The 25,603-nt window shown below is 40.7% G+C and carries 21 protein-coding genes and 1 pseudogene; 6 read left to right on the forward strand and 16 right to left on the reverse strand.

What is annotated here, in order from left to right; translation table 11 throughout:
- Window positions 1–102: 102 nt before the first annotated feature.
- A complete protein-coding gene (locus tag BUA60_RS20875; RefSeq protein WP_072865225.1) occupies window positions 103–621 on the reverse strand; it encodes a GNAT family N-acetyltransferase in 519 nt (172 codons plus the stop codon).
- A 247-nt stretch (window positions 622–868) separates the two neighbouring features.
- On the opposite strand from BUA60_RS20875, the gene BUA60_RS20880 reads away from it, so the two are divergent.
- A complete protein-coding gene (locus tag BUA60_RS20880; protein ID WP_072865227.1) occupies window positions 869–1,381 on the forward strand; it encodes a YfcE family phosphodiesterase in 513 nt (170 codons plus the stop codon).
- Between the two features lie 80 nt (window positions 1,382–1,461).
- Here BUA60_RS20880 and BUA60_RS20885 read toward each other — a convergent pair whose 3' ends face one another.
- The 5 genes from BUA60_RS20885 to kduI form a co-directional block, all read right to left on the reverse strand.
- Entirely contained in the window at window positions 1,462–2,139 is a 678-nt protein-coding gene (locus BUA60_RS20885; protein ID WP_143153252.1) for a hypothetical protein, read from the reverse strand.
- Between the two features lie 113 nt (window positions 2,140–2,252).
- Window positions 2,253–3,794 carry a pyruvate kinase gene (locus BUA60_RS20890; RefSeq protein ID WP_072865231.1) on the reverse strand — a complete coding sequence of 514 codons (1,542 nt, stop codon included), beginning with the start codon at window positions 3,792–3,794 and terminating at the stop codon, window positions 2,253–2,255.
- A gap of 1,085 nt (window positions 3,795–4,879) precedes the next feature.
- A complete protein-coding gene (locus BUA60_RS20895) occupies window positions 4,880–6,058 on the reverse strand; it encodes a DUF4861 family protein (RefSeq protein ID WP_072865309.1) in 1,179 nt (392 codons plus the stop codon).
- A gap of 10 nt (window positions 6,059–6,068) precedes the next feature.
- The gene (locus tag BUA60_RS20900) at window positions 6,069–6,863 is read right to left on the reverse strand and encodes a gluconate 5-dehydrogenase (protein ID WP_072865233.1); all 795 of its coding nucleotides are present in this window, start codon (window positions 6,861–6,863) and stop codon (window positions 6,069–6,071) included.
- An 18-nt stretch (window positions 6,864–6,881) separates the two neighbouring features.
- Complete coding sequence (gene kduI / locus BUA60_RS20905) at window positions 6,882–7,724, reverse strand: 5-dehydro-4-deoxy-D-glucuronate isomerase (RefSeq protein WP_072865235.1); 843 nt, start codon at window positions 7,722–7,724, stop codon at window positions 6,882–6,884.
- A gap of 152 nt (window positions 7,725–7,876) precedes the next feature.
- Here kduI and BUA60_RS20910 point away from each other — a divergent pair, with 152 nt between their 5' ends.
- Window positions 7,877–8,899 (forward strand): LacI family DNA-binding transcriptional regulator, encoded by a 1,023-nt coding sequence (locus tag BUA60_RS20910; RefSeq protein ID WP_072865237.1) that lies wholly within the window; start codon window positions 7,877–7,879, stop codon window positions 8,897–8,899.
- A 68-nt stretch (window positions 8,900–8,967) separates the two neighbouring features.
- Complete coding sequence (locus tag BUA60_RS20915; RefSeq protein WP_072865310.1) at window positions 8,968–10,197, forward strand: glycoside hydrolase family protein; 1,230 nt, start codon at window positions 8,968–8,970, stop codon at window positions 10,195–10,197.
- A 99-nt stretch (window positions 10,198–10,296) separates the two neighbouring features.
- On the opposite strand, the gene BUA60_RS20920 is transcribed toward BUA60_RS20915, so the two are convergent.
- The 3 genes from BUA60_RS20920 to BUA60_RS20930 all read right to left on the reverse strand — a co-directional run bounded on the left by BUA60_RS20920 (window position 10,297) and on the right by BUA60_RS20930 (window position 13,295).
- Window positions 10,297–11,289, reverse strand: coding sequence for a YpdA family putative bacillithiol disulfide reductase (locus BUA60_RS20920; protein ID WP_072865239.1), 993 nt, complete (start codon window positions 11,287–11,289; stop codon window positions 10,297–10,299).
- A complete protein-coding gene (gene rpe, locus BUA60_RS20925) occupies window positions 11,289–11,948 on the reverse strand; it encodes a ribulose-phosphate 3-epimerase (protein WP_072865241.1) in 660 nt (219 codons plus the stop codon). The genes BUA60_RS20920 and rpe overlap by 1 nt, the downstream gene beginning before the upstream one ends.
- Before the next feature lie 111 nt (window positions 11,949–12,059).
- Window positions 12,060–13,295: a DEAD/DEAH box helicase gene (locus BUA60_RS20930; RefSeq protein WP_072865311.1), complete on the reverse strand. Its 1,236-nt coding sequence runs from the start codon at window positions 13,293–13,295 to the stop codon at window positions 12,060–12,062.
- Between the two features lie 471 nt (window positions 13,296–13,766).
- On the opposite strand from BUA60_RS20930, the gene BUA60_RS20935 reads away from it, so the two are divergent.
- Entirely contained in the window at window positions 13,767–14,741 is a 975-nt protein-coding gene (locus tag BUA60_RS20935; protein ID WP_072865313.1) for an NmrA/HSCARG family protein, read from the forward strand.
- A gap of 231 nt (window positions 14,742–14,972) precedes the next feature.
- Here BUA60_RS20935 and BUA60_RS20940 read toward each other — a convergent pair whose 3' ends face one another.
- From BUA60_RS20940 to rpsO, 4 genes are all read right to left on the reverse strand, one after another.
- On the reverse strand, window positions 14,973–17,174 hold the full coding sequence (locus BUA60_RS20940) for a B12-binding domain-containing radical SAM protein (protein WP_072865243.1): 2,202 nt from the start codon (window positions 17,172–17,174) through the stop codon (window positions 14,973–14,975).
- Between the two features lie 261 nt (window positions 17,175–17,435).
- Window positions 17,436–18,299 carry a sigma-70 family RNA polymerase sigma factor gene (locus BUA60_RS20945; protein WP_031442671.1) on the reverse strand — a complete coding sequence of 288 codons (864 nt, stop codon included), beginning with the start codon at window positions 18,297–18,299 and terminating at the stop codon, window positions 17,436–17,438.
- A gap of 186 nt (window positions 18,300–18,485) precedes the next feature.
- The gene (locus BUA60_RS20950) at window positions 18,486–20,705 is read right to left on the reverse strand and encodes a polyribonucleotide nucleotidyltransferase (RefSeq protein ID WP_072865245.1); all 2,220 of its coding nucleotides are present in this window, start codon (window positions 20,703–20,705) and stop codon (window positions 18,486–18,488) included.
- 228 nt (window positions 20,706–20,933) lie between these two features.
- Window positions 20,934–21,203 carry a 30S ribosomal protein S15 gene (gene rpsO, locus BUA60_RS20955; protein WP_031442673.1) on the reverse strand — a complete coding sequence of 90 codons (270 nt, stop codon included), beginning with the start codon at window positions 21,201–21,203 and terminating at the stop codon, window positions 20,934–20,936.
- Between the two features lie 249 nt (window positions 21,204–21,452).
- Here rpsO and BUA60_RS20965 point away from each other — a divergent pair, with 249 nt between their 5' ends.
- The gene (locus BUA60_RS20965) at window positions 21,453–22,313 is read left to right on the forward strand and encodes a hypothetical protein (protein ID WP_072865249.1); all 861 of its coding nucleotides are present in this window, start codon (window positions 21,453–21,455) and stop codon (window positions 22,311–22,313) included.
- Between the two features lie 49 nt (window positions 22,314–22,362).
- Here BUA60_RS20965 and BUA60_RS23330 read toward each other — a convergent pair.
- Window positions 22,363–22,548 (reverse strand): annotated as a pseudogene (locus BUA60_RS23330) (acetyl-CoA carboxylase, carboxyltransferase subunit beta); the annotation flags it as partial.
- A 157-nt stretch (window positions 22,549–22,705) separates the two neighbouring features.
- Here BUA60_RS23330 and BUA60_RS20975 point away from each other — a divergent pair.
- On the forward strand, window positions 22,706–23,470 hold the full coding sequence (locus BUA60_RS20975) for a hypothetical protein (protein WP_143153253.1): 765 nt from the start codon (window positions 22,706–22,708) through the stop codon (window positions 23,468–23,470).
- A 145-nt stretch (window positions 23,471–23,615) separates the two neighbouring features.
- On the opposite strand, the gene accD is transcribed toward BUA60_RS20975, so the two are convergent.
- Window positions 23,616–24,482: an acetyl-CoA carboxylase, carboxyltransferase subunit beta gene (gene accD / locus BUA60_RS20980; protein WP_072865253.1), complete on the reverse strand. Its 867-nt coding sequence runs from the start codon at window positions 24,480–24,482 to the stop codon at window positions 23,616–23,618.
- Between the two features lie 24 nt (window positions 24,483–24,506).
- Window positions 24,507–25,574: a class II fructose-bisphosphate aldolase gene (gene fbaA / locus BUA60_RS20985; protein ID WP_072865255.1), complete on the reverse strand. Its 1,068-nt coding sequence runs from the start codon at window positions 25,572–25,574 to the stop codon at window positions 24,507–24,509.
- Between the last annotated feature and the right edge of the window lie 29 nt (window positions 25,575–25,603).

A 25,603-nucleotide genomic window follows, 5' to 3' on the forward strand; every position in this document is an offset into this window, starting at 1 on the left:
TTAGGTTGCCTTGAGGAACTATAATGTCTTCTCTTTTTATGCGCCATTGGGATGAAGGATTTTATGGGCCCGAAATACGTTGTTAATATATAGTGTGAAAATTTATTTTTCAATGGTAAATAAAAGCAATTCTTCCTTGCTGTTGGGAAGAATGGTTGTTCCCGCTAATGCCAAACCAAGTTTTTCCAGCAATCTTTGGGAGGCAACATTGTGTTTGGAGGTTATGGCACTAAGGGCATGGAGCCCGAATTCCTTGAAGGCTACATTTTTTAATTTGTCGGCGGCTTCAAAGGCAAAACCTTGACCTTCATATTCTGGCAAAAAGGCAAATCCAATATCGATGCCTTCCAATCCATCCCTATCATATAATCCACAACATCCAATTTTTACCGTGTCCGTTTTTCTTATGAGGGTATAATTGGAAAATCCAAGTCGTTCCAGTTGAGGTTGCATTTTGGTTAAAATATACTCTTTTGCCATTTCGGGCGAGCCAATATTTCTGTCCCCAATGTTTTTTAGCCATTTGGGAGTGTTGAACAGCTCATAAATAAATGCAGCATCCTCTTGCGAGGTGGGTTTTATAATTAACCTTTCTGTTTCAAATGTCTTATAGGGTCCCATTTTAAAATTAACTAAATTTGTTTGCCTTTAATTGATGATTATTCATGTATCTGTGACCAAGGTTCGCGCCCGAGAGTGAATTTAATGGTTTTTCAGGTACAAGGCCTGCAATAGGCAAAATAATAAAAAAAGACATGCTTATAATTTTCCCTGAAATTTCTAAAAAATAAGCTTAGTCTAATTAATGGATGGATTAAAAGACCAGTTACTGTTTTTAGAACCCTAATGATACTAATAGATATTACAAATGAAAATCACCGTAATTTCCGATATCCACGATAACATCTGGAACCTGCAAAAAGCCTTATCCATGCCGGAACTTCAAGCTACGGAAGCGATGCTTTTTTGTGGTGACCTTTGTTCGCCCTTTGTCATACATTTATTGGGGTCTGCGTATTCCAATCCTATCCATATGGTATTGGGCAATAACGATGGGGATGTTGCGGCTATCATAGGGAATTCCAAGAAATATCCGAATATTCACATTCACGGAGAATATTTTAGAGGCGACTTGGGCGGTAGATCGTTGGCTATGAACCACTACCCTGAAAAAGCTAGGGCAATTGCAGAGAATGGAGGTTTCGAAATAGTGTGCTATGGGCATAACCATACCGTTGTTAACGATGAAATGGTTGGCGACACCCTGCTGATCAATCCAGGGGCCGTCATGGGGTATCACGGAGGGAAGCTAATGGATGTTCCTGCAACTTATTTGGTATTGGATACCGACCTGCTAAAAGCAAAAGTGCGTCAAATTTGAAATTCCCGGTCTATAGGACTTGGGCAGGCCTGACTGACGATTAGGCAGGCTCGCACTGGCGGGGAATGTGGCCAGCGTTATTATTCCGCACTAAATTTTATCATTACAGTTTTCCATTGATGACCAAATAAGATGTTTTTACTAACATCCCAATTTTTATTTTGTAGAGAACTTAGGTAAGTGGCCCCGTAAGGTATACTTATATTTTCAACCAGATCCTTACCTTCTTTTAATTCAATAATCTTACCCAATTTTTGTCCTGTAAGGTCAGCAATCATTTGTCCTTTTCTTTTTGCTTTTGCCAAGATCTTCGAAAACAATCTTTTTTCGGACAATTCTGTGTCCCCATATTCAATTTCACCTACAGACCCGGAGATATAGTCCAATGTCTTCAATTCCGTAGTCAGTTTTTCCAGCTCTTTGGAATTTTGTAATTCAACGGCAAAGCCTAATTTCCAAAATCCGGCATAATCGTGAATTTGAAATTCAGAATTATTTAAGGGCCTGGTTTTATACTTTTTATTTTCAAGCAATACTTCAAGTTCCTGGTACTTTTCGCGCATTTTTATTTTTGTCGAATCTGTACCAGCTACCCCATTGGCATCCAGTCTGGCAAACTTCGATTCACTAATCTGAACATGATATTCAAATTTTTTTGGTTTTATTCTAATGGAATCCCTGATTTCTATTTCTATAAATCCACTTTGGGCAAATCCAAAGTTGATAAATAATAGGGATAGGAATAAAAGTTTCTTCATTTTTTTTGACATTTCGAACATACGTATATAGGAACAACAAACTGTATCCCCATTATATCGGTCTAATATAGCAAATCTTATCCTTCAAAAGTTTCAGTTTATAGCGGGTAATATTACTTCACCGGAAAATCTTTATGAATATTTTTAAGTCCCATTTTGGCCACTTTTAGTGCCCGCAAGGTTTTTTTGGATTTTTGGGAATGGGCTTCCATGCGCTGCAGCACATTCTTTAAGGTTTTGGTGGCTTCTACTATAAAAGGCCCCTTATTGAGCATAACACATTCTGCCTGGGCACTTATAGTGGCATCCGAAATTTCAGCCCTGGTGGCCATGCCTTTTTTGGCCATGGTATCCAATACTTGGGTAGCCCAGATGACAGGTATCTGCGCTGCCTCGCAGAACCACAGTATTTGGTTCTGTACTTCTGAAATGCGTTCAAATCCTATCTCCACCGCTAAATCGCCCCTGGCTATCATGACGCCTATTTTGGGTCTTTTCATAGCGCTGAAAAGGATGGCTGGTAGATTCTCGAATGCCGCCCTGTTCTCTATTTTAAAGACCACCCCGGTATCCTTATCTCCCAATTTGTCCAATTCCTCATATAGAATGGCCACATCATTCGCATTTCGTACAAAGGAATAGCCCATAAGGTCTGCATGGGCACTAATGAATGGCAATAGTTGTACATCTTCCGGAGTTAGGGAAGGCAGGTTAAGATGGGTATCCGGTAAATTGATACCTTTCCCAGGCCTTAGTTTTTTCTTATGCGATTTTTTCACCACCAGGGATGCCGTATCCTCGGTGATGCCCAATACTTTGGCCTCTATGGCACCATCATCAAAAAATACTGTCTGTCCCTTTTTAAGGTCATCAATAATTTGCGGCAGGGAAACTTCCACTAGAATGGTTTCCTTAGGGGCTATTGACTTTTTGTGGTTCCCTGAAACATGTGGGGAGTTGTGTTTTATCAGTAATAATTTTTCCCCTTTACCAATCTTTACGAAGGGAACGGTATCCCAGGCTTTTCCGGTATCCTTTTTTAGGTAAATATTGCTAATTCTAATTTTTGGCCCCGGTAGGTCCATATAAATATGGATGGGGGAATCACTTTCCTTTGAAACGGCTTTTATTTTGTTCAGGATTTTTTTCCAAAGCGCTTCATTGCCATGGCTAAGGTTTAATCGGGCAATGCCCATACCTGCAAAACGCAACTTCTTAATAAGTTTTTTGTCGGTGGCTGCCTCATCGGGCATAGTAACCATTATTTCGGTATCCCTTTCGCCATGGTCGGACGCAAAGAGGTCATTGGCATGATCCATCAATAAATTCTTGCTTCCTGCAAACCCAAGGGCTTCCAAGTCGCCATTCCTTTCCCAAGTTTTTCCGTTCAATAATTTAACCAGCTTAAGGGCATTGGAGATATTTTCATAAACATAACCGGCCCCTGTTCCCAATGAGGAAATCCCTAATTCGGATAGATCGCTCTGAAGCTTGCGGATGTCCATACTGCGAAGCAGCAAATAGCGGTATAGGTTCTTGGCGCTGGACCTATATTGAGGATGTACCGAAGCGGCTATGCTATCCGCGGTGGACTCATGCTTTAAAAGTGTTTCATATATATATTCGAGTTCTCTTTCCAGTTTTTGTAGGTCCATATCGCGTCTTTTATAAATAATTACTAAGCCTTTACTTACTAAGTTAATTAGAATACTCCGACGCTTGTTTGCCCTTTCCGTTCAGGGGGGGGCGTCGAAATGTTATTTGTAGTGTCGAATCAATTTCGAAAGTTAGGTGTAAACTAGAAAAAAAGATTAGACAATTCTAGAATTCATGTTCTGTTCATTTTTTGCATCGCCCAAAAAACGAACCAAAAAACGCTAGGCTGATTTTAAATTTCTTTAAATCTACGCACTTTCCACGGCCGCACCGCCCAGGCCGCTTTCACTTAGGTGAAATGCTCTTTGGACGGCTTCCATAAACCAATGTGGAAACCACTTGATTTAAGACGAAATTGAAAATAGGCCGGTCCTTTGTTCCGTCAACCGTCATGTGAGGATAAATCATTTTCTGTTATTAAATACCTTTGAGCATTGTCCTCAAAGTCTATGGTTTGTTCGTTCTTCTTCCGTCGTGGAGATGGCATGGCCGTAAAGAATTATTGAAACCTTGGAAATAATTTAGGCCATGGCATCGGTCCATTTAATCCCGAGATTTTATGGACCACCTAGTGAAGAAGGGTCTTTTCTTTTGTTTCGTTTTATTCATTGCCTTTGTATTTTATATTAAGGTATTCATGAACCTCCTGCGTCGGTTTCATTGGAAAGCAAAGAAATCGTAGATTCACGAAAACCGATAAAAAAGTAATAAACCAGTTGAGTAAAATGAAAGAATAATTTCAAATTAAGTTTTAATTGATTCATTACAATAAATAAACATGAAATTAAAAAGCATAACAAATTATATTAATCCCAATTTTTGCAAAAACATATCATTTAAGAATTATCCATTATTTGCATAATTTTTCAAATTCCAAAACTAAGTAGGTTGGTCGTTTCCTTCCGATGCCTAATACCCTTTCCCTAATGGAATTGACTTTATAAATTTACGCATATAAACCAGGGATATTTCTGATGGAAAACACAAATTGAAGTTAAAATTTGGACTTAAAAAAGGCAATACCCCAGGGCATTTTATGCACCTATGGGTATTGCCTTATGTAATGTTTGTCAGAAACTATTCCTTATGGAGTTACGGTAACTTCCAAGGGGTGTTCTATCTGTTCGGAAAAGGCGTTTAAATACTGCTCCCAATCCGCTTTGCTGTTAAATTGCCCGCTTTTTTTCCATCCAAAGCCTGCGTAGTAGCATACTTCCTTGTTTTTAACTTTCAAATGGGCGTAGGCATTGCTTAGGTCCTTGGTGGGGACATCGTACTTTTCAAAATCCATGAAAGTATCCCTAGGGGCAAGGATAGCCGTACCCAATTCGGAATCGCCATGGGGCTGCCAGTAGCTTACCCATCCCTTTTCTGTATTTCCGCTAACCTCTCCGTCCTTTTCGTGCAGGGTGAGTCCGGCGTAAATATTATCCACCCCCTCTAGATTGATTTTGAATTTGGATAAATTTTGGCCGAGGTCCAAGCTTATAACTCTGGACTCCTTGATGGTTTTTCCATTGGCGTCCCAGGCTGCGTATTCCAAATAAAAGCTGGTCCTTATAGGGCCGGTGGTAATGGTACGCCATTGCGTATAGTTTTTGGAATAGTAGAAGGTAGTGTCTACTCTGGCGGCAATACCGCCAACCCCACGACTGGCGCCTACGTGAAAATCATCCAGGCCTTCGCCGGTATCCTTGTGGTAACTACTTACGCCACTTAATTCCTCTTTGTACCATTTGTCAATTATGGGGTAATCTACCCGCTTCAACCAGGCATCGACACCACTGGACAAAGTGCCGCCAGGTACCTTGTCCTCCACCATTTTCTGGGCGGTGGGTCCGTAGACACGAAATGCAACCTTGTTGTTTTCCCAAGTGTAGTCATCGGTACGTTCCGGGACAAATCTGGAGTAGCACAACTCTGGTGCCGAGGGGTTTTCCCCTGGTTCGACTGTGACTACTTCAAACTGGCTTTCTCCCTTCGCCGCTATTCTAGGTTGAAATAGGATCATGTCCAAAACACCGTCCCCATCATTATCTACCGTTTGGATAATTTCGAGGGTATTGGTTTCCTTGTTCTTAATGCCAACAGTGGATAGGTCTTCCACCTTCAACATATCCTTGGTGAGCTCTACGGTCTCCAAAGACCTCTCGCGGTCAAGAACATTTTTTACCGTAATGGTGGTGGGTATTTCTTTTTCGGAGCAGGCTAGGCACAGCACTGCCACTAAGGAAAAAAGAAGTGTTTTATAAAGTATTTTCATGACGGCAGTTTTAATTTTCATTGGCTGGTTTTCCAATGGTGGCCAATATGCCTCCATCTACATAAACTATTTGTCCGTTAACAAAGTTGCTTGCCTTGGAACTTAGGAAGATGGCTGCACCTTGCAGGTCGTCCGGATCTCCCCATTTACCGGCAGGGGTTCTGCCCACTATAAAATCATTGAACGGATGCCCGTCTACCCTTATAGGGGCGGTCTGTGCAGTGGCAAAATAGCCGGGTCCTATACCATTGACCTGAATATTGTGCTTGGCCCATTCGGTGGCCATATTACGGGTCAGCATTTTTAATCCACCTTTGGCGGCGGCATAGGCACCTACCGTATTTCGGCCCAATTCGCTCATCATGGAGCAAATGTTGATAATCTTGCCTTCCTTTCTGGAAATCATGCCCTTTACCACATGTTTGGAAACGATAAACGGACTCACCAAATCTACTTTTACCACTTCTTCAAAATCGGCAACCTCCATTTCCTCCAAGGGAATTCTTTTGATGATCCCGGCATTGTTTACCAAAATATCTATATGTCCCACCTCTTTTTCAATTTTGGAAATATTTTCCATGACCGCGGCTTCATTGGTAACATCAAAAAGGTAGCCATAGGCCTTTAATCCCAGAGCCTTGTATTCGGCAACGGCATTGTCCAATTTTACCTGGGAGGAGGCTCCGTTAACGACCAGGGTGGCACCTGCTTTTCCCAGTCCAATGGCCATGGCTTTGCCAAGGCCGTGCGTAGCTCCCGTAATCAGGGCTGTTTTACCTGTTAAATCAAATAGATTCAATGACATATTTATGTTCTCTTAGGGTTATTTTAAGTCTTTTATTTTGCAGTGGTCCATATCGCCATAATCCAGGTTTTCACCGGCCATTCCCCAGATAAAAGTGTAATTGCTGGTTCCTGAACCGGAATGTATGGACCATGGTGGGGAAATTACGGCTTCATTGTTGGCCATCCAGATATGTCGTGTTTCTTGGGGTTGACCCATAAAATGGCAAACAGCCTGCTCTTCAGGGACTTCAAAATAGAAATAAACTTCCATTCTCCTGTCGTGTACATGTGCCGGCATGGTGTTCCAAACACTGCCCGGTTTTAATTCGGTCATTCCCATTTGCACCTGACAGGTTTCTACCAAACTGTTTACGATCAATTTTCTTATGGTTCTGGCATTGGCGGTTTCCATAGATCCCATTTCCACGATTTCTGCATCTGCCCTGCTTATTTTTTTGGTAGGGAATACCTTGTGTGCCGGGGTTGAGTTTAGATAGAATTTGGCAGGTTTGTCCGCACTGTCACTGCTGAAGCTGACCTCCTTGTTTTCTTTGCCGATATACAGGGCCTCTTTATAGTCCAAATCGTATTTTTGGCCATCAACGGTTACGGAGCCCGCACCGCCTACGTTGATAATACCGATCTCCCTTCGCTCCAAAAAATAATCCGATTTTAAAGGATCTATAGTAGCTAGTTTTAGTGAAGTTTTAACGGGCACTGCCCCTCCAACTATATATCTGTCGAAATGGGTGTAGACCAAATTGATGGTATCCGCTTCCATTAAATTTTGGATTAGGAACTCTTTTCTCAGTTCTTCTGTGGTGAACGCTCTGGTCTCCTTGGGAGAACAGGCATATCTAACCTCGTAATTGTTTTTCATGATTCTAAATATCTAATTATTAGTTTCTTAAATAGTGGTGAATATTGAAGTGTTTCAATAGCTAGTTTGTAAATATATTAAAAATCCACCGAAATACAATCGATTGTATTCGTGAATATGTATCTTTGATAAAGTCAAGATACCCATTATTTGTGGAAAATAAAACAACCATACACGATATTGCAAAGGCCTTAAAGATAGATGCCTCTACGGTTTCCAGGGCATTGAACAATAGTCCAAGGGTAAGCCAAAAGACCAAGGACAGGATAATGGCCAAGGCAAACGAATTGGGATATCAACGCAATTTATTGGCTTCCAACCTTCGTAAAAGTGTAACCAATACTATAGGGGTAATTGTGCCAAGGATATCCCGTCACTTTTTTTCATCAGTAATTTCTGGGATTGAAGAGACCGCCTATGACGCAGGCTATAACGTCATTATTTGCCAGTCCTTGGAACAATTGGATAGGGAGCGTAATATTGTAGAGACCCTTTTGGCAAACCGGGTGGACGGGGTATTGTTGTCGGTTTCCATGGAAACGGATGAATACGGGCATTTGCTGAAAATGAAAAACAACGGTACCCCATTTTTATTTTTTGACAGGCATTGTGAGATAGAGGGTGTTAACAGTGTGCTGATCGACGATTTTCAGGGCGGGTTCGATGCCACGGAACATTTAATTTTAAATGGATGTAAAAATATTGGGCATTTTTCTGGGCCACAGGAATTGGCCATTTACAGGAATAGGACCGCTGGCTACAGAAAAGCCTTGGAAAAACACAAAATTCCATATAGATCGGAACTGGTACTGCGTTCCAGCCTTATGGAAAATGATGGGTCTGAAGGAGCCAAAACCTTACTTTCCTTGCCATACAAGGTAGATGGATTGTTTTCTGCCAATGATATTGCTGCCATAGGCGCTATGAAATATTTTAAGAATGAAGGAGTAAAAGTGCCGGAAAATATCGCAATTGTGGGGTTTAGTAACGAGCCTATTTCGGCGGTAATAGATCCTTCCTTGACCACGATAGATCAACCGGGTTTTCAAATTGGGCAAATAGCCACAACGTTATTGTTGGAAGAAATTGGCAACCCACCCAGTGCCAAAGCCAACATGGCAAAAACTACAATTCTTAAGTCGTCCTTAATTGAACGTGATTCCTCAAAAAAATGATATTCAGAGCCTTTGGTGACATCTTTAATATGATTAATATTATTGCAAAAAATAAATCCAATTATCCTATGAAACTATTCTTCGTATCCCTGCTTATCTGTTTGGCAAGTTGCCAGAATTTGTCTAAAAAGAATAATATAAAAGAAGAAAGTAAGCTGAGCGCCAAGTTCTATTCTTTTGATCTTGACAAGGAAATTAAAAACTGTGAAGCCCAATTGAACCAGGCTGTGCCTAAACTTACGGATCTAACCAAACACCCGCGATTAATTGAAACCAACGAAACCGAATGGAAGGAAATTCCCAACGGGCGTTTGGTTTGGACCTCTGGATTTTATCCTGGAATCCTATGGTATATGTACAATCTAAGCAAAGACGAAAAATGGAAGAAGGAGGCCATTAAAAGAACAGAGGTTTTTGAGGATTTTAAAACAATTACCGAACATCACGATATTGGGTTTATGATGTTCCCGGCCTATGGCAATGGTTATATGTTGGGGGACAAAAAGGAGTATAAGGATATACTTCTCACTTCGGCCCAATCCTTGGCGAGTAGGTATAACCCTAATGTAGGCACAATACGATCATGGTCCAATAAAATGCACCCACGGTGGGAACAGCATATTACCATAATAGACAATATGCTAAATTTGGAACTTTTGTTCTGGGCCGCTAAAAATGGAGGTAGTAAGGAATATTATGATATTGCCGTTAAACACGCTGAGACTACTATGGCAAATCATTATAGGCCAGATTACACCTCATGGCATGTTATTGAATATGATTCCATATCCGGAAAAGTATTGAACAGACATACCAAACAAGGCTACGCAGATGATAGTAGATGGTCTCGCGGACAGGCTTGGGGAATATATGGGTACACTATGGTGTATAGGGAAACGGGAGATAAGAAATTCTTGGATTTTGCGGTAAAGATAACGGACAAGTATCTGGAACTACTACCGGAAGACTATATTCCCCATTGGGATTTTGATGTTCCCAATAAAGAAATTGAGGAACGGGATGCCTCTGCCGCCGCGGTGGTGGCTTCGGGCCTATTGGAGCTCAGTACATTGGTGGAAGATAAAAACAAACAGGAACAATATTTTGATGCCGCCATGCGGATGTTGGAATCCTTGAGTTCCGATGCATATTCAGGAGTGGGGAAGGCCGATTCCTTTCTGTTGCATTCCACAGGAGCCAAATCCTTGGGACATGAAATTGACGTGGCCCTGATCTATGCCGAATACTATTATATAGAGTCCTTGGACCGACTAAAGAAAATGGAGCTGGCCAATTAACTTTTATAAAAGAACCAAGGAAGGGAAGGGCGATAGGATATATATGTTCTTCCCTTTTCTTTTGGTGCCGGGCTTGCTACTGCCAAAAGCTTAATGAACCTACTTATCTTGATAGGAATTGACGGATTTGGTCTTCTTCACAATATGGTCCATAATCATTGGGGCATGGACCCTAGAGTTTTCTATAAACCATTTGTGGGTTTCCATTCCTCCGCAAATTACTCCGGCCAGATATAGATTATCAATATTGGTCTCCATGGTTTGGGGATCGTACCAGGGAAGTCTTTTCTCGTCATCGGACAATTGGATTCCTATTTTTTCCAAGAAACCAAAATTGGGCATGTATCCGGTCAGTGCCAGAACATAATCGTTTTCGAGGGCAACTGTTCCGTTGGGGGAATTCAGGATAATTTCATCTTCCTTAATTTCCTTTACCGTGCTATTGTAGTAGACTTTTATACTGCCTTCTTCAATTCTATTGATGATATCGGGCCTTACCCAATATTTTACACGTTGGCCTACTTCCGGTCCCCTAATGATCAAGGATACATCTGCCCCTTTTCTATAGCATTCCAGGGCTGCATCTATGGCCGAATTACTGGCCCCAATGACCGCTACTTTCTGGCTGGAATAAAAATGGGGGTCCTTGTAGTAATGGGATACCTTTTCCAAATCTTCCCCGGGTACATTAATTCTGTTCGGAATATCGTAGAAGCCCGTGGCAAGGATCACATTGGTGGCGTTATAGGTATTCTTGTCGGAGACAATATTAAAGAGGCCATCTATTTTTTTGATTGAATTTACCTTTTCAAAAAGTGCAATGTTCAGATGATTGGAGGTCACTATCCGTCTGTAGTATTCCAGCGCCTCATTTCTTTTGGGTTTCGCCTCTATGCTAATAAAAGGAATTTCATCGATTTCCAGTTTTTCTGAAGATGAAAAGAACTGCATGTTCAGGGGATAATTATATAGGGAATTAACAATACATCCCTTTTCAAGAATTATATAGGACAATCCCTTTTTCTTGGCTTCCAAGCCACAGGCAATGCCAATGGGCCCGCCTCCAACTATAACTACGTCCCAAATCTTCATTATCCAACTATTTTTTTGAGTTCGTGAATAGTTTGCACAGGATCCTTACTTCTAAAAATAAAACTTCCAGCAACCAACACATCTGCTCCCGCATCTATTAATTCCTTGGCATTTTCAGAGGTAACACCGCCATCGACCTCAATTAGGGTATGGGCACTTTTTCTTTGTATAAGTTCCTTTAGGGCCTTAATCTTATCGTAAGTGTTTTCAATAAATGATTGTCCCCCAAAACCTGGATTTACACTCATGATACAGACTAGGTCGATATCATTTATAACATCCTCCAATAAGCTAATGTTGGTATGCGGGTTTAATGCCACGCCTGCTGCCATTCCCTCGGCTTTAATGGCCTGTAGGGTACGATGTAGATGTGGACAGGCTTCATAATGGACGGTTAGGTTATTGGCGCCCAATTCTGCAAAGGTCTTAATATATCGATCCGGATCCACGATCATGAGATGAACGTCCAATGTTTTGGTGGCATGGGCCGCAATTGCCTTTAGGACCGGCATTCCAAAAGAGATGTTCGGCACAAAAACACCATCCATAATATCTATGTGATGCCAATCGGCCTCACTGTGGTTTACCATTTCAATATCTCGCTGAAGGTTGGCAAAATCTGCTGCCAAGAGGGAAGGGGCAATAATCTTTTTGTCCATTACTTTTATTGAAATTATTTCTACAAAGGTAGTGAATTGATATGGTTTAAGGGAAAGGGGGCAGGCGTTAATATATTATGGGGCACCTTAAATCTTAAGGTTTAATGGGTATTAATACCAGCGCTTTTTTTTCTTTTTGGAGGCTACGGACTTCCTGCCTTTTTTATGTTTGCTGCCTTGCTTTTTATGTACTTGCGGTTTGGCCTTGGGGTCCAAGGGGTACGGATGGTCCTCAACAACTTGGATGTGTTTTTGCATCAGTTTTTGAATTGTGGACAAATATCCTTTTTCATCGGCAGAACAAAAGGCATAGGATGTTCCCGTGTTTCCCGCTCTTCCAGTTCTTCCTATGCGGTGTACATAGGTTTCCGGTATATTGGGCAGGTCAAAGTTGATAACGGCGTCCAGCTCGTCTATATCCAATCCACGGGCGGCGACATCCGTGGCTACAAGGATGTTCGTTACTCCCTGTTTGAATTTCCCTAGGGCTGCTTGACGTTCGTCCTGCGACTTGTCTCCGTGTAGGCTGTCTACCTTAAAGTTATTGTTGCGGAGTGTTTTTTCCAATTTGTCCACCCCGTATTTTGTACGCCTAAAAATTAGGATATTACCTTTTATGGTATTTCTAAGCAGATAAAGGCAGAGTTCTATTTTATTGGGCTTTGGCGTGTAATACAATAACTGATTTACAGTAGCCGCTGCCGAAGATGTTGGGGTAACGGCTACCTTCTTGGGGTCCTTTAAAATGGTATCGGCCAATTGCACTACTTTAAAGGGCATAGTGGCCGAAAATAGGAGGGTCTGCTTTTCATTTGGGCAAAGGCGCTCTATTTTTTTAACGTCGTCTATAAATCCCATATCCAACATAAGATCGGCCTCATCCAGCACTAAAGTTTCCACATAGTCCAAATTTACCACATCCTGTTTGTGAAGGTCCAATAACCTGCCTGGTGTGGCCACCAAGATATCCACTCCCTTTTTTAGGATGGCTATTTGTGGCTCTATCTTTGTTCCTCCATAAATAACGGCCGAGGTTAAATGGGTGTACTTGCCGTAATCCAAAAAACTCTCATGAATCTGCGATGCCAGTTCCCGGGTGGGACTAATAATCAATGCCTTAATTTTTCTACCTTTTTCCGAAGTTTCCTGCTTATCAAATAGGAGCTGCAGTATGGGGAGGGCAAAAGCGGCCGTTTTTCCTGTCCCTGTTTCGGCAGAAGCTATTATGTCATTTTTCTGTAAAACTAAAGGGATGGCAATTTCCTGAATGGCAGTTGGGTCGTCATAGTTTTTTTCTGCCACTGCTCTCAAAAGATGTTTATTTAGCTTTAATTCTTTAAAATTCATATAGATGCCTTTTTTGCCGGAAATTTTCACAAAGGTACGGTAAATTCAGGCGCAACCTGAGGTGTATTGTTTTCTATTGGTTAGCTGTGGCTAAGTGCAGTGGATCAATTTACTGATATTGATATTTCTAAAGGCTTTTTTAATCATTTAATTCACAATTGGCTAAACCTTAACGGGTAAAATGTTATTGCAAAACGGTTATTTCTTAAATTAGGGTTGCTTAATATTTATCCATTGCTAAACTTGAGCATTGGAATGTAATTTAAGAAGGTCTTCCAACCACTTCTATAGGTTGGTTTGGATAAAAACGGTTCTTCCCCCGATAGTATATTTTATTTGGTTGCGATTATATAAGGAAAGCAAGGATACGGAATGGAATTTAATTCCTTGGTAGCGGGTGCTTACTAAATGCCATGGTATTTTTTTCATTTTAACTCCAATAGTATCAATTAATCTAAAATGTTACGTATTATGGAAAATAAGAGAATTATTGCTGTAGTGGGGGCTACCGGCGCTCAAGGTGGCGGGTTGGTACGCTCAATTTTAAATGATGGCAAAAAGGAATTTGCAGTTAGGGCAATCACCCGGGATGTAAATTCCAAAAAGGCCAAAGAACTAAAACAATTGGGGGCCGAAGTGGTACAGGCCAATTTGGACGATAAGGACAGTATAGTCAAAGCTTTTAAGGGCGCCTATGGGGCATATTGTGTGACTTTCTTTTGGGATCATTTCTCACCGGAAAGAGAGATGGAGCAGGCAAAAAACATGGCTATGGCTGCCAAGGAAGCAGGGGTGCAACACGTAATTTGGTCCACGCTTGAAGATACCCGTAAATGGGTTCCTTTAACGGACAAACGTATGCCCACCCTAATGGGGAACTACAAGGTACCCCATTTTGATGGCAAGGGTGCTTCCAATGTCTATTTTGAAAAAAGTAGTGTGCCATATACCTTATTGCTAACTTCATTCTATTGGGACAATTTTATTTATTTTGGTTCTGGACCTACACGTGGAATGGACGGAAAATTGAGAATTACAATGCCCATTGGCAGTGCCAAGCTTCCGGGAATAGCCGCAGAGGATATTGGTAAATCTGCTTTGGGAATTTTTAAGGCCGGTAAAAAGTATCAAAATAAAACGGTAGGGATATCGGGCGAACATCTTACCGGAAAACAAATGGCGGCGGCCTTTACCAAGACTTTTGGGGTTGATATAGGATACAATGCTATTCCAGCGAGTGAGTATCGCAAATTGGATTTTCCCGGAGCTGAAGATCTGGGGAATATGTTCCAATTTAATAACGAATTCGATGATGATTTTTGCAAGGCCCGTGATGTGAAATTCACCAAAGAATTAAATCCACAATTAATGAATTTAGAGACTTGGTTATCCAAGAATAAAGGGAAATTGGAGCCTATCATAAGTGGGGAAGCCGCCACTGCTTAGTAGGGTTTGGCTATGGTTTACGGAAAAACAAGAAGAAGCATTGATTTGTCAATGCTTCTTCTGTTGTACGCCTTCCCATTTAGGCTGAATACGGTTAAATAGTCCAAGGAGTCAGGCCAATTCTTGATGAGGATATTAAATCTCAATAGATTGGTATTGTGTTCTAATTGGGGCCGCTTTTGGTATGTTTTCGTCTGCCTTTGAAAGGGATTTGTCTGTAATGATTTGAATTCAAAGGGTAAGTAGTCCGTGGCTCTTTAAAGTTTGTATTGGTTTGGAATACCAGAACAGTTCAAAATTGTCAAACTGCGATTCAAAGTCGGTTTTAAGCTGGCCAAAAGTGTGGAATTTTTCATGTGCGGCCAACATATTGGCCAAGGTGTTCCTTAGCCATTCCCCTTGTTCCTTATCTACGGTAATGCTTATGGAGCTCGACTTGTCATGAAATGTCATTTTTAGCAATTTCCAGCTATGCCCTTTTTTGGATTTTGTAATGGTCTCCACTATGGGCATATTTCCCAACCACACTATTTTGGCATTGGCTTTGGTGTTAAGTACGGGCACTTCTGCAATGGCATTTTCTATAAAATTGGGGGCTATAGTGGTTTTGGGGATTTTAAAATCGAACCATTGTTGCAAGGTATGGTCAAAACATATGCCGTGCATAAAATTGAAAAGCGATTTCTTTAACCCAAAACTGAATTTTTCGTGATCTATGCCGGTGGTATCCGTAAATTGGATGTCGTTATTGGCAAAAGTTATGGGCTGATAGTCTGGAATGATATGGTAATCTTCTGGATTGAGCCCTACCGGACTATGGGCGGTAAGGGCAAATTGATGCCAAAAACCGGATTGTAGTATTCCTAATTGGAACATTTGACGTACCATTTCCAAACTGTCAACGGTCTCTTGAATGGTTTGGGTAGGGTAGCCGTACATAAGATAGCAATGAACCATAATCCCGGCTTCCGTAAAATTACGGTTAACTCTGGCTACCTGCTCCACCGTAACCCCTTTTTGGATCAATGCCAACAAGCGGTCCGAGGCCACTTCCAGGCCCCCGGAAACGGCTATACAGCCCGATGCCTTTAATAATTTGCAGAGATCGCGGCCAAAGCTCTTTTCAAACCTAATATTGGTCCACCAGCTAACGCTTAATTTTCGGTTTAGAATTTCCAACGCCAATGCCCTCATAAGGGCTGGGGGTGCAGCTTCATCCACAAAATGAAATCCACTTTCACCGGTTTGTGCAATGAGTTCTTCCATACGGTCTACCAACAGTTTGGCAGCGATGGGCTCATAGATTTTTATGTAGTCCAAGGAGATATCGCAAAAGGTGCACTTGCCCCAATAGCAACCATGTGCCATGGTTAGTTTGTTCCAGCGGCCATCGCTCCAAAGGCTGTGCATGGGGTTGGCGATTTCTATTACGGAGATGTACTTGTTTAGTAAAAGATCGGAATAGTCCGGGGTACCTACCTCACTTTGTTTGTAATCTGTTCTTGAGGAAAGATTATTGTAATTTACCGCATCATCCTTTAATAAGAAGGTTCTTTTTAAAGGGACAATACTTTCGGTGGTTTGGGGTTCCAGACAATGGGCCGTTAACAGTTCCAAGGGCAGTTCCCCGTCATCCAGGGTAATATAATCAAAGAAATCAAAAACCCTTTTATCCGTGAGTGACCTGAGTTCAGTATTGGGAAATCCCCCGCCCATGCTTACTTTAATTTTTGGATAGTTTTGTTTTACAAATTGGGCACATCTAAACGCACTATACAAATTGCCGGGGAAGGGAACGGAAAAACATACCAACTTGGGTTTAACAGTATCGATTCTATCGGCTAAAATGTCGAGGGTCAATTGGTCTATGTAGGTGATGCCACTTTGCAAATGTCCATAGAGTTCATCAAAGGAATTGGCGCTTCTCCCCAATCGTTCCGCATATCGACTAAAGCCAAAATTTTCATCAACACATTCTACTATAAAATCGGATAGGTCTTCCAGGTATAAGGTGCCCAGGTGTTTCGCCCTATCCTGATGCCCCATACTGCCAAAGGCCCATTCCAAATCGTCCAATTGATCAAATCTCCCCGCTTGGGGCAAAAAGTTTGGGGTGCATATTTGCCTGGCGAAGGTGGCATTATGGCCCTGTAAAAAGGAAACAACGGAATCTATAGTCTTTACATAATCTTGTTGTAAAGTGTTTATTCTATGGCAGTTGTCCGATTTTATGGAATTCTTGGCCTGGGCATGACCAAAAATATTCCGAAGTCCGTCTTTGGAGAAAATTTTTAATATAACCTCAATACCCAGGTCCATTTGGAAAGTACTTATGCCTTTGGTATTTAGAAAGCCCTTTAAGTATGCCGTTGCCGGATAAGGGGTGTTCAGTTGGGTAAAGGGAGGTGTTATTAAAAGGAGGTCTTTGGCCATAGAATAAATGTGTACAATGATACAAAGATAAGTGTGTTTCCAGTAATTGTCTTGGTAAATGTCCCAGGAATGCAATTGCCCAGGTAAAGAGCATTTTTAGGTAGTTTTTAAATGAAAAAAACTCCGGTAATCAGCCGGAGTTTATTCATCAATCAAAAAACGAACAGTCATGATAACTGTTGTTACTGTCTACAATTTACAATTTTCGCACTAGCTTTCCAATGGGGATAAGCGATTGCGCAAAAATTTTTATTGTTAGGATTAACCCAAATATGTCTTTAAGATTTTGCTTCTTGAGGTGTGTTTAAGCCTTCTAATGGCTTTCTCCTTGATTTGGCGAACCCTTTCCCTGGTAAGGTCAAAAGTTTCCCCTATTTCCTCCAAGGTCATAGAGTGTTGCCCGGCCAATCCAAAGTATAAACGAATAACATCCGCTTCCCTTGGGGTCAAGGTTTCCAAAGCTCTTTCTATTTCGGTTCTAAGAGATTCGTGTAACAATTCCCTGTCCGGATTTGGAGACTCCCCACTACGCAATACATCGTATAGGTTGGAATCTTCACCGTCTATCAAGGGAGCATCCATAGATACGTGACGCCCGGAATTTTTAAGAGATTGTTTTACATCCTCTACAGTCATGTCCAATTCCTTGGCGATCTCTTCGGCAGAAGGTTGTCTTTCATGGGCTTGCTCCAAGAAGGCAAAGGTCTTATTTATCTTATTGATAGATCCAATCTTGTTCAAGGGTAGCCTTACAATACGCGATTGTTCCGCCAAAGCCTGTAATATAGATTGGCGAATCCACCAAACTGCATAGGATATAAATTTAAAACCACGGGTTTCATCAAAACGTTGTGCAGCTTTAATCAGGCCAAGGTTACCTTCGTTGATCAAATCCGGAAGGGTCAAACCTTGATTTTGGTATTGCTTTGCAACGGAAACCACAAATCGTAAATTGGCCTTGGTCAATTTCTCAAGTGCACGTTGATCACCTGCCTTGATCCTTTGTGCCAATTCTACTTCTTCATCTGCCGTAATTAAATCAACCTTACCTATTTCCTGTAAGTATTTATCCAAAGAAGCAGTTTCCCTATTGGTAACCTGTTTTGTAATTTTAAGCTGTCTCATCGAAATTTTATTGTTCTAAATTATTTGCATTAAGCATAAGCTGCATTAGGTTATACGTTGAAAAGTTTAAAATGTTACAATTGGTCTGTTTTATTTTGCTTTTTTAGTTAAAATGCATGAAAAAAGCCACGCTCTCCCTTAAAAAAGGTAAAAACGTGGCTTTGGTACTGTGACAGTTATTTAAAACTAGTCCCTTCTAGGCTTACGATCCCTATCTCTATTTCTATCGTTGCCTCTGTCATTTCTTCCGCGATCTTCTCGTGGTGGTCTTTCCTTATAGCCTTCAGGTTTAGGCAACAATGCCTTACGTGAAACTTTTTCTTTTCTAGTTCTTGGGTCCAAACCGAAGTACTTAACATCAAAAACATCTCCCATGTTTACTACATCGGAAACATTTTCCGTTCTTTCCCAAGCCAATTCGGATACATGAAGCAATACTTCATTGCCAGGAGCATCGGTATATTCAACAACGGCACCAAAATCCAACATTTTAATGACCTTCACTTCGTATACGCTACCTACCACTGGTTTGAACAATAATGAATCAATTTTGGCAAGAACCATATCAATACCTTCTTGTGAGGTACCTAGAATTTCAACAATACCTTCTTCGGTAACTGGATCTTCATTGATAACGATGGTAGTTTTGGAAGCTTTTTGCAATTCTTGGATTACTTTTCCTCCAGGTCCTATCAATGCTCCAATGAATTCGCCAGGAATAACTCTGGTGACCATTTTAGGAGCATGTGGTTTAACATCTGCATTAGGTGTAGCAATGGTGTCTACCAATTTGCTTAGGATGTGCAAACGTCCGGCACCGGCCTGTTTTAATGCGTTAACCAAAATTTCATAGGATAATCCCTTTACTTTAATGTCCATTTGGCAAGCGGTAATTCCGTCTGCGGTTCCGGTTACTTTAAAGTCCATATCCCCAAGATGATCTTCGTCACCAAGTATATCGGACAAAACAGCATATTTTCCAGTTTCGCTATCGGAAATCAATCCCATGGCAATACCGGATACAGGTTTCTTTAATTGTACCCCAGCGTCCATCAAAGCCATAGTTCCGGCACAAACCGTTGCCATAGAAGACGAACCGTTGGATTCCAATACTTCCGATACCACACGTACTGTGTAAGGACAATCCTCAGGGACCATTCCTTTAAGCGCACGTTGCGCCAAGTTACCATGTCCTACTTCTCTACGGGAAGTACCTCTAATAGGTCTGGCTTCTCCAGTTGAGAAAGGAGGGAAGTTGTAATGTAGGTAGAAAGTTTCCTCTCCTTCAAAAGAAGGCATGTCTATTTGGTTGGCTTCCCTTGAAGTTCCCAAAGTTACCGTAGCCAAAGCTTGGGTTTCTCCACGAGTAAATATAGCGGAACCGTGGGTTGAAGGTAAATAATCAACCTCACACCAGATTGGTCTAATTTCATCGGTTTTTCTACCGTCCAAACGTAGTCCGTCATTCAAGGTAAGGTCCCTAACCGCAGCTTTTTCTGCTTTATAGTAGTATTTGGAAACCATATCCCCGAAATCTGCCAATTCTTCTTCAGAAAAAGTAGCTTTTATTTCTTCTTTTATAGCGTCGAAAGCTGCACTTCTTTCATGCTTTGCCGAACCGGCTTTTGCAATGGCATATACCTTATCATAAGCCATGTCGTGGATTTTCTTGGCCAATTCCTCATCTTCCCTTTCTGGCTCGTACTCACGAACTTCTTTTTTGCCAAATGCTTCTGCCAACTTAATTTGGGCAGCACATTGTACCTTAATGGCATCATGGGCAAATTTAATGGCTTCTACCATTTCCTCCTCAGAGATTTCTTTCATTTCACCTTCAACCATCATTACAGAATCTGCTGAAGCTCCAATGACCATATCGATATCGGATACCAATAATTGAGCCCTGGTTGGGTTGATTATGAATTTGCCATCAATACGACCAACCCTCACTTCTGAAATAGCACATTCAAACGGAAAATCTGAAAGTTGAATGGCAGCGGAAGCGGCCAATCCTGCCATAGCATCTGGCATAACATCCTCATCATGGGACATTAATTGAATCATCACCTGGGTTTCAGCATGGTAATCCTTTGGGAAAAGTGGACGTAAAACACGATCCACCAATCTCATAGTCAATACTTCACCGTCACTAGGTCTTGCTTCCCTTTTGAAAAAACCTCCTGGATAACGCCCGGAAGCCGCAAATTTTTCACGGTAATCTACCGTAAGTGGAAGGAAATCCACATCACTTTGTTTGTAATTGGAAACTACTGTACATAACAACATACATTTTCCAGACTGTACAACAACAGAACCATGGGCCTGTTTTGCCAATTTTCCGGTTTCGATAGAAATTTCCCTACCGTCCCCAAGGTCAATGACCTCTCTAAATACTTTTGGTATCATAAATACGAATTAAAACCTGTCTCATTACAGGTTTGTTAAACAATGGTCTTTCGTCTGTTATAGACGCGTTGTTGTGTTGTAGTTGTGTGTTGTTGACCAATGAAAAACTATGTGCAAGCTTTTTGTTTTTGCCCTAAGCTATGCCTATGGGACTTTACAATAGTATTGAAAAACAATAATACTGATATTGTAAAAAAGGGGAAAGTAACACTTTCCCCTTTTGGTAAATTATTTTCTAATTCCTAATTCCTTAATTATTGCACGATATCTAATGATATCCTTTTTAATCAAGTAATCTAAAAGAGATCTTCTCTTACCTACCAACTTTACCAAAGAACGCTCAGTGTTAAAATCTTTACGGTTCTTTTTCAAATGCTCGGTCAAGTGGTTGATTCTGTGGGTAAACAAGGCTATCTGCCCTTCAGCAGAACCTGTGTTTTTTTCTTCCCCGCCGTGTTTTTTAAAAATCTCGGCCTTTACTTCTTTTGTTAAATACATTCCAATATTATTTTAATGATTTTTATGTACATGATTGATTTTCAATCAGGGCGCAAAGATAGACTTTTTTTTAGAAACCTGGTGCTATCCCAATATTTTTTGAAGTGTGGATTAAACTTTTTTAAGAATATGGCGTCCTATTATAAAACGTTAAAGAAATGTTATTGTCTCATTGGCAATGATGGATCTGAGCGCTGGCCGGCGATAGAATTGAAATTTTTATTATTGTAAACATTAAAATCAAAACAGATGAAAAAAAGTCTCAAAAATTCGAACTTAACAGGATGGTTGCTAATGGTCTTATTGGTAATGGGTTCCTGTAACAATGAAGAGTCCACCAATGTGGAAGAGGATGCCACCTTTGAAGTGGCCGAACTTGTCGCTAGCGATGAGGCCGATTTAATTTCGGAAGAAATAGCTAACATAGGTGAGGATGTATATGCCACCGAGGAGATCAGGGCTACCTCAAAATCGTTCTTTCTTTCCAATTTTTTACCGGAATGCGTCACTATAACAACAGTGGTTTCCGGTGATACCAAAGAAACTACCATAGATTTTGGAGAGGGTTGCGAAATGCCCAATGGTAATCTATTAAGTGGAATTATCCATTTAAGTTATGCCAAGGATATGGATGCGGCAACCAAGACCATTAGCCTTTCCCTAGAGGATTTCACCTTTAATGAGGTGGCTGTAACGGGCGGAGCTACCTTGGTGCGCCAACGTTCCAATGATAATGGTAATCCCCAATCCGATGCCGTAGCCAGTTATAACGGAGTATGGTCGGATGGAAGTGTGGCCAGTTTTACTGGAAATAGGACCCGGGAGTGGGTAGAAGGTTACGGTTCCGGATTTTGGGCCGATAATGTTTTCCTTATTTCTGGGAAGGGTACCTATACCAATAAGGCGGGTGATGTCTATTCCAGGGAAACTATAAGCTCCCTTCGCAGGGAATTGTCCTGCCGGTTTATCGTTAGTGGGGTCTTGGAAGTTTCTAAAAACGATTCTACTATTAGTCTCGATTTTGGAGATGGCAGTTGTGATGCCAAGGGCATGTTGACCTTTCCTAATGGAGAAACCAAGGAGATTCTTTTAAGAAGGTTTAATAAGTAGTGGATTGCATAATTAAAAAGGCTCTGATCATGATCAGGGCCTTTTGTTTTTATACTCTAACAGGATTGTTTTCTATTAGATCTATATAAAGATTAATTTTCTTTTTAAGATCCCTTCGATGTACTATAAAGTCCAAAAATCCATGTTCCTGTAGGAATTCCGCGGTTTGAAAACCTTCCGGCAATTCTTTACCGGTTGCCTCCTTAACCACAGGTGGGCCGGCAAAATCTAAAATATGGATTCCTTCAATGCCTCTCGGGCCTGCCCAGAGGTAGTTTACTTGTGGTATATGAATCTATAATTTAATATGTAAATCACGGGCAAATTTATTTTGAGGGCTAAGAAATACTAGAAGAGAAAAGTATATCGTTATATTTAAAATATTTTGTCATATGCGCATTATTAGATTTGGAACATATTCTTTTAAGATTAAGTCCTATTCTTCGAATGAAATTGGATTACGGGAGTCGTCTAATATGACATTTATTATTTACCAAAGAATTTTCCACTTTTGGTATATTCCTATATTTCCAATCGATAAATTTTGGACAATAAAAGATAGCGTTACAGGTAAGCAAATAACTGATACCACCCCAAAAATGCGCTCTGCAATCGATCTGAAATTGATTAAACAAAAAACTCCTATTTGGAGTTATTCTGGATTATTGTTATTTGCAATTCCTATATTGTTTCTATTGATTTATGCCATATACGGAAGTGTAAATGAAATTGTAGCAGGATCAAAAAAGAACTTCGCAAAAAATAATCGTATTGATTTAAAGGAAGAATTAGTGCGAGACCCGCAAATAAATGATTTGTATACTTTTAAGACTTTGAATGTTGATAGGGTAACTGATATGAATGGCCACTTTGTTAAATACGAACCTTCCTATTATTCTTCGCCATACAATGTGGACTATATGGTAAATTATATTTCACGGGATTCTATCGGTTTTGAGTTTTTAAAAAGAAAATCATTTGATTACGCTTATGGACTTAAAAAAGAATTTAGGCTTTCAAAGAAGGATATAATCTTAGCGACAAAGAATTTCCAAGACTTAGAAGTTTATGAGTATCAAAAAAAATCAAATGCCAAATCAAAAGATATAGTTGGTATTTTTAAAATTAGTAGGGAACAGCAGCAAGACAATAATTAGCCGAAGCATTCAATCACAAGAAGACCGCGAAAACATTGTATTTCGAACCATCGCAACATCTAGGTAGTTTGCTTTATAAAAAAAATCGCTATTCGTAATGATTCATTACAAATAGCGATCAATAAATCGTTCCTATATAAAAAAATTAATTGGTCGTTCTTACAGGATTATTTTCTATCAAATCTATGTAGAGATTAATTTTCTTTTTAAGATCCCTTCGATGTACTATAAAGTCCAAAAACCCATGTTCCTGAAGGAATTCCGCGGTTTGAAAACCTTCCGGCAATTCTTTACCGGTTGCCTCCTTAACCACACGTGGGCCGGCAAAACCGATCAAGGCACCCGGTTCGGAAATATTTATATCGCCCAACATGGCATAGGAAGCTGTTGTTCCTCCAGTGGTCGGATCCGTACACAGGGAAATATAAGGTATGCCTGCATCCGCAAGTTGCGCCAACTTGGCCGCTGTTTTGGCCAATTGCATAAGGGATAATGCAGCTTCCATCATACGTGCACCTCCGGATTTGGAAATCATTACAAAAGGGATTTTCTTTTTGATGGAATAATCGATGCCCCTCGCTATTTTCTCTCCTACCACACTACCCATAGAACCACCAATAAAACTGAAGTCCATGCAGCAAATAACTACATCCTTGCCCATGGATTTACCTACTCCGGTCCTTACGGCATCCTTAAGGCCTGTTTTTGCCTCGGCCGCCTTTAGACGATCCGCATACTTTTTGGTGTCTTCAAATTTTAAAGGATCCTTGGAAGTAAGTTTGGCATCTAGTTCGGTAAATTTATTATTGTCGAAAAGTATTTCGAAATACTCCTTACTACCTATTCGTACATGATAATCATCCTCTGGGCTAACATAAAAATTCTTTGCCAACTCATCGGATTCTACAATTTTTCCGGTTGGGGATTTGTACCAAAGGCCCCTTGGGGTATCCTTTTTCTGATCCGTGGCAGTTTGTATTCCTTTTTCCTTTCTTTTAAACCAAGACGACATAAGCTCTCTTTTTGGGTTGGGGGATTATAGGGTATTTACATTATTAAGGTCTTCAAAAGCCTTTTTTAGACGTGTAACAAACGTTTTTTCTCCTTCTCTCAACCAAACGCGTGGGTCGTAAAACTTTTTATTAGGCTCGTCGGCCCCGTTTGGATTTCCGATCTGGGATTGTAAATAATCTTTTTTACCTTGAATATAGTCCCTAATTCCTTCCAAGAAGGCATACTGAAGATCGGTATCGATATTCATTTTAATAACACCGTATCCAATAGCCTCACGTATTTCCTCTACGGTAGATCCCGATCCACCATGGAATACAAAATCGATATGGTTGTGCTCCACCCCGTATTTTTTAGTAACGAATTCTTGGGAATTTTTAAGGATTTTTGGGGTCAATTTTACGTTTCCTGGCTTGTATACACCGTGTACATTCCCAAAAGCGGCCGCTATGGTAAATTTAGGGCTAACTTTGGATAACTCCTCGTAAGCATAGGCAACCTCTTCCGGTTGTGTGTAAAGTTTGGAATCGTCCACATCGGAGTTGTCCACACCATCCTCTTCACCTCCGGTAATTCCCAATTCTATTTCCAGGGTCATTCCCATCTTGCTCATTCTGGCAAGATATTTTTTGCAAATTTCAATATTCTCCTCAATGGGCTCCTCCGATAAGTCTATCATATGAGAGCTGTATAGCGGTTTTCCAGTTTCTTTGAAGTGTTTTTCACTTGCATCCAACAAACCATCTATCCAAGGCAATAATTTTTTTGCACAATGGTCTGTGTGCAAAATAACGGTTGCACCATAGGCTTCGGCCAATTGATGAACATGTTTTGCTCCTGCCACTGCACCTAAAATGGCGGCTTGTTGACCGTCATTTGATAATCCTTTTCCTGCATTGAACTGTGCTCCTCCGTTAGAGAACTGTATAATTACGGGAGCATTTAAACTGGCAGCAGTTTCCAAAACTCCGTTAATAGTGTTCGATCCTATAACATTAACAGCAGGTAGGGCAAATCCTTTTTCCTTGGCATAATTGAAAATTTTCTGTACCTCATCTCCGGTTGCAACTCCTGGTTTAATATTGTGTGCCATATTCTTGTTTTAGTGTAGTTAATTAAAAA

Origin of the sequence: Arenibacter palladensis (assembly GCF_900129275.1) — a bacterium.
Classification (GTDB): domain Bacteria; phylum Bacteroidota; class Bacteroidia; order Flavobacteriales; family Flavobacteriaceae; genus Arenibacter; species Arenibacter palladensis.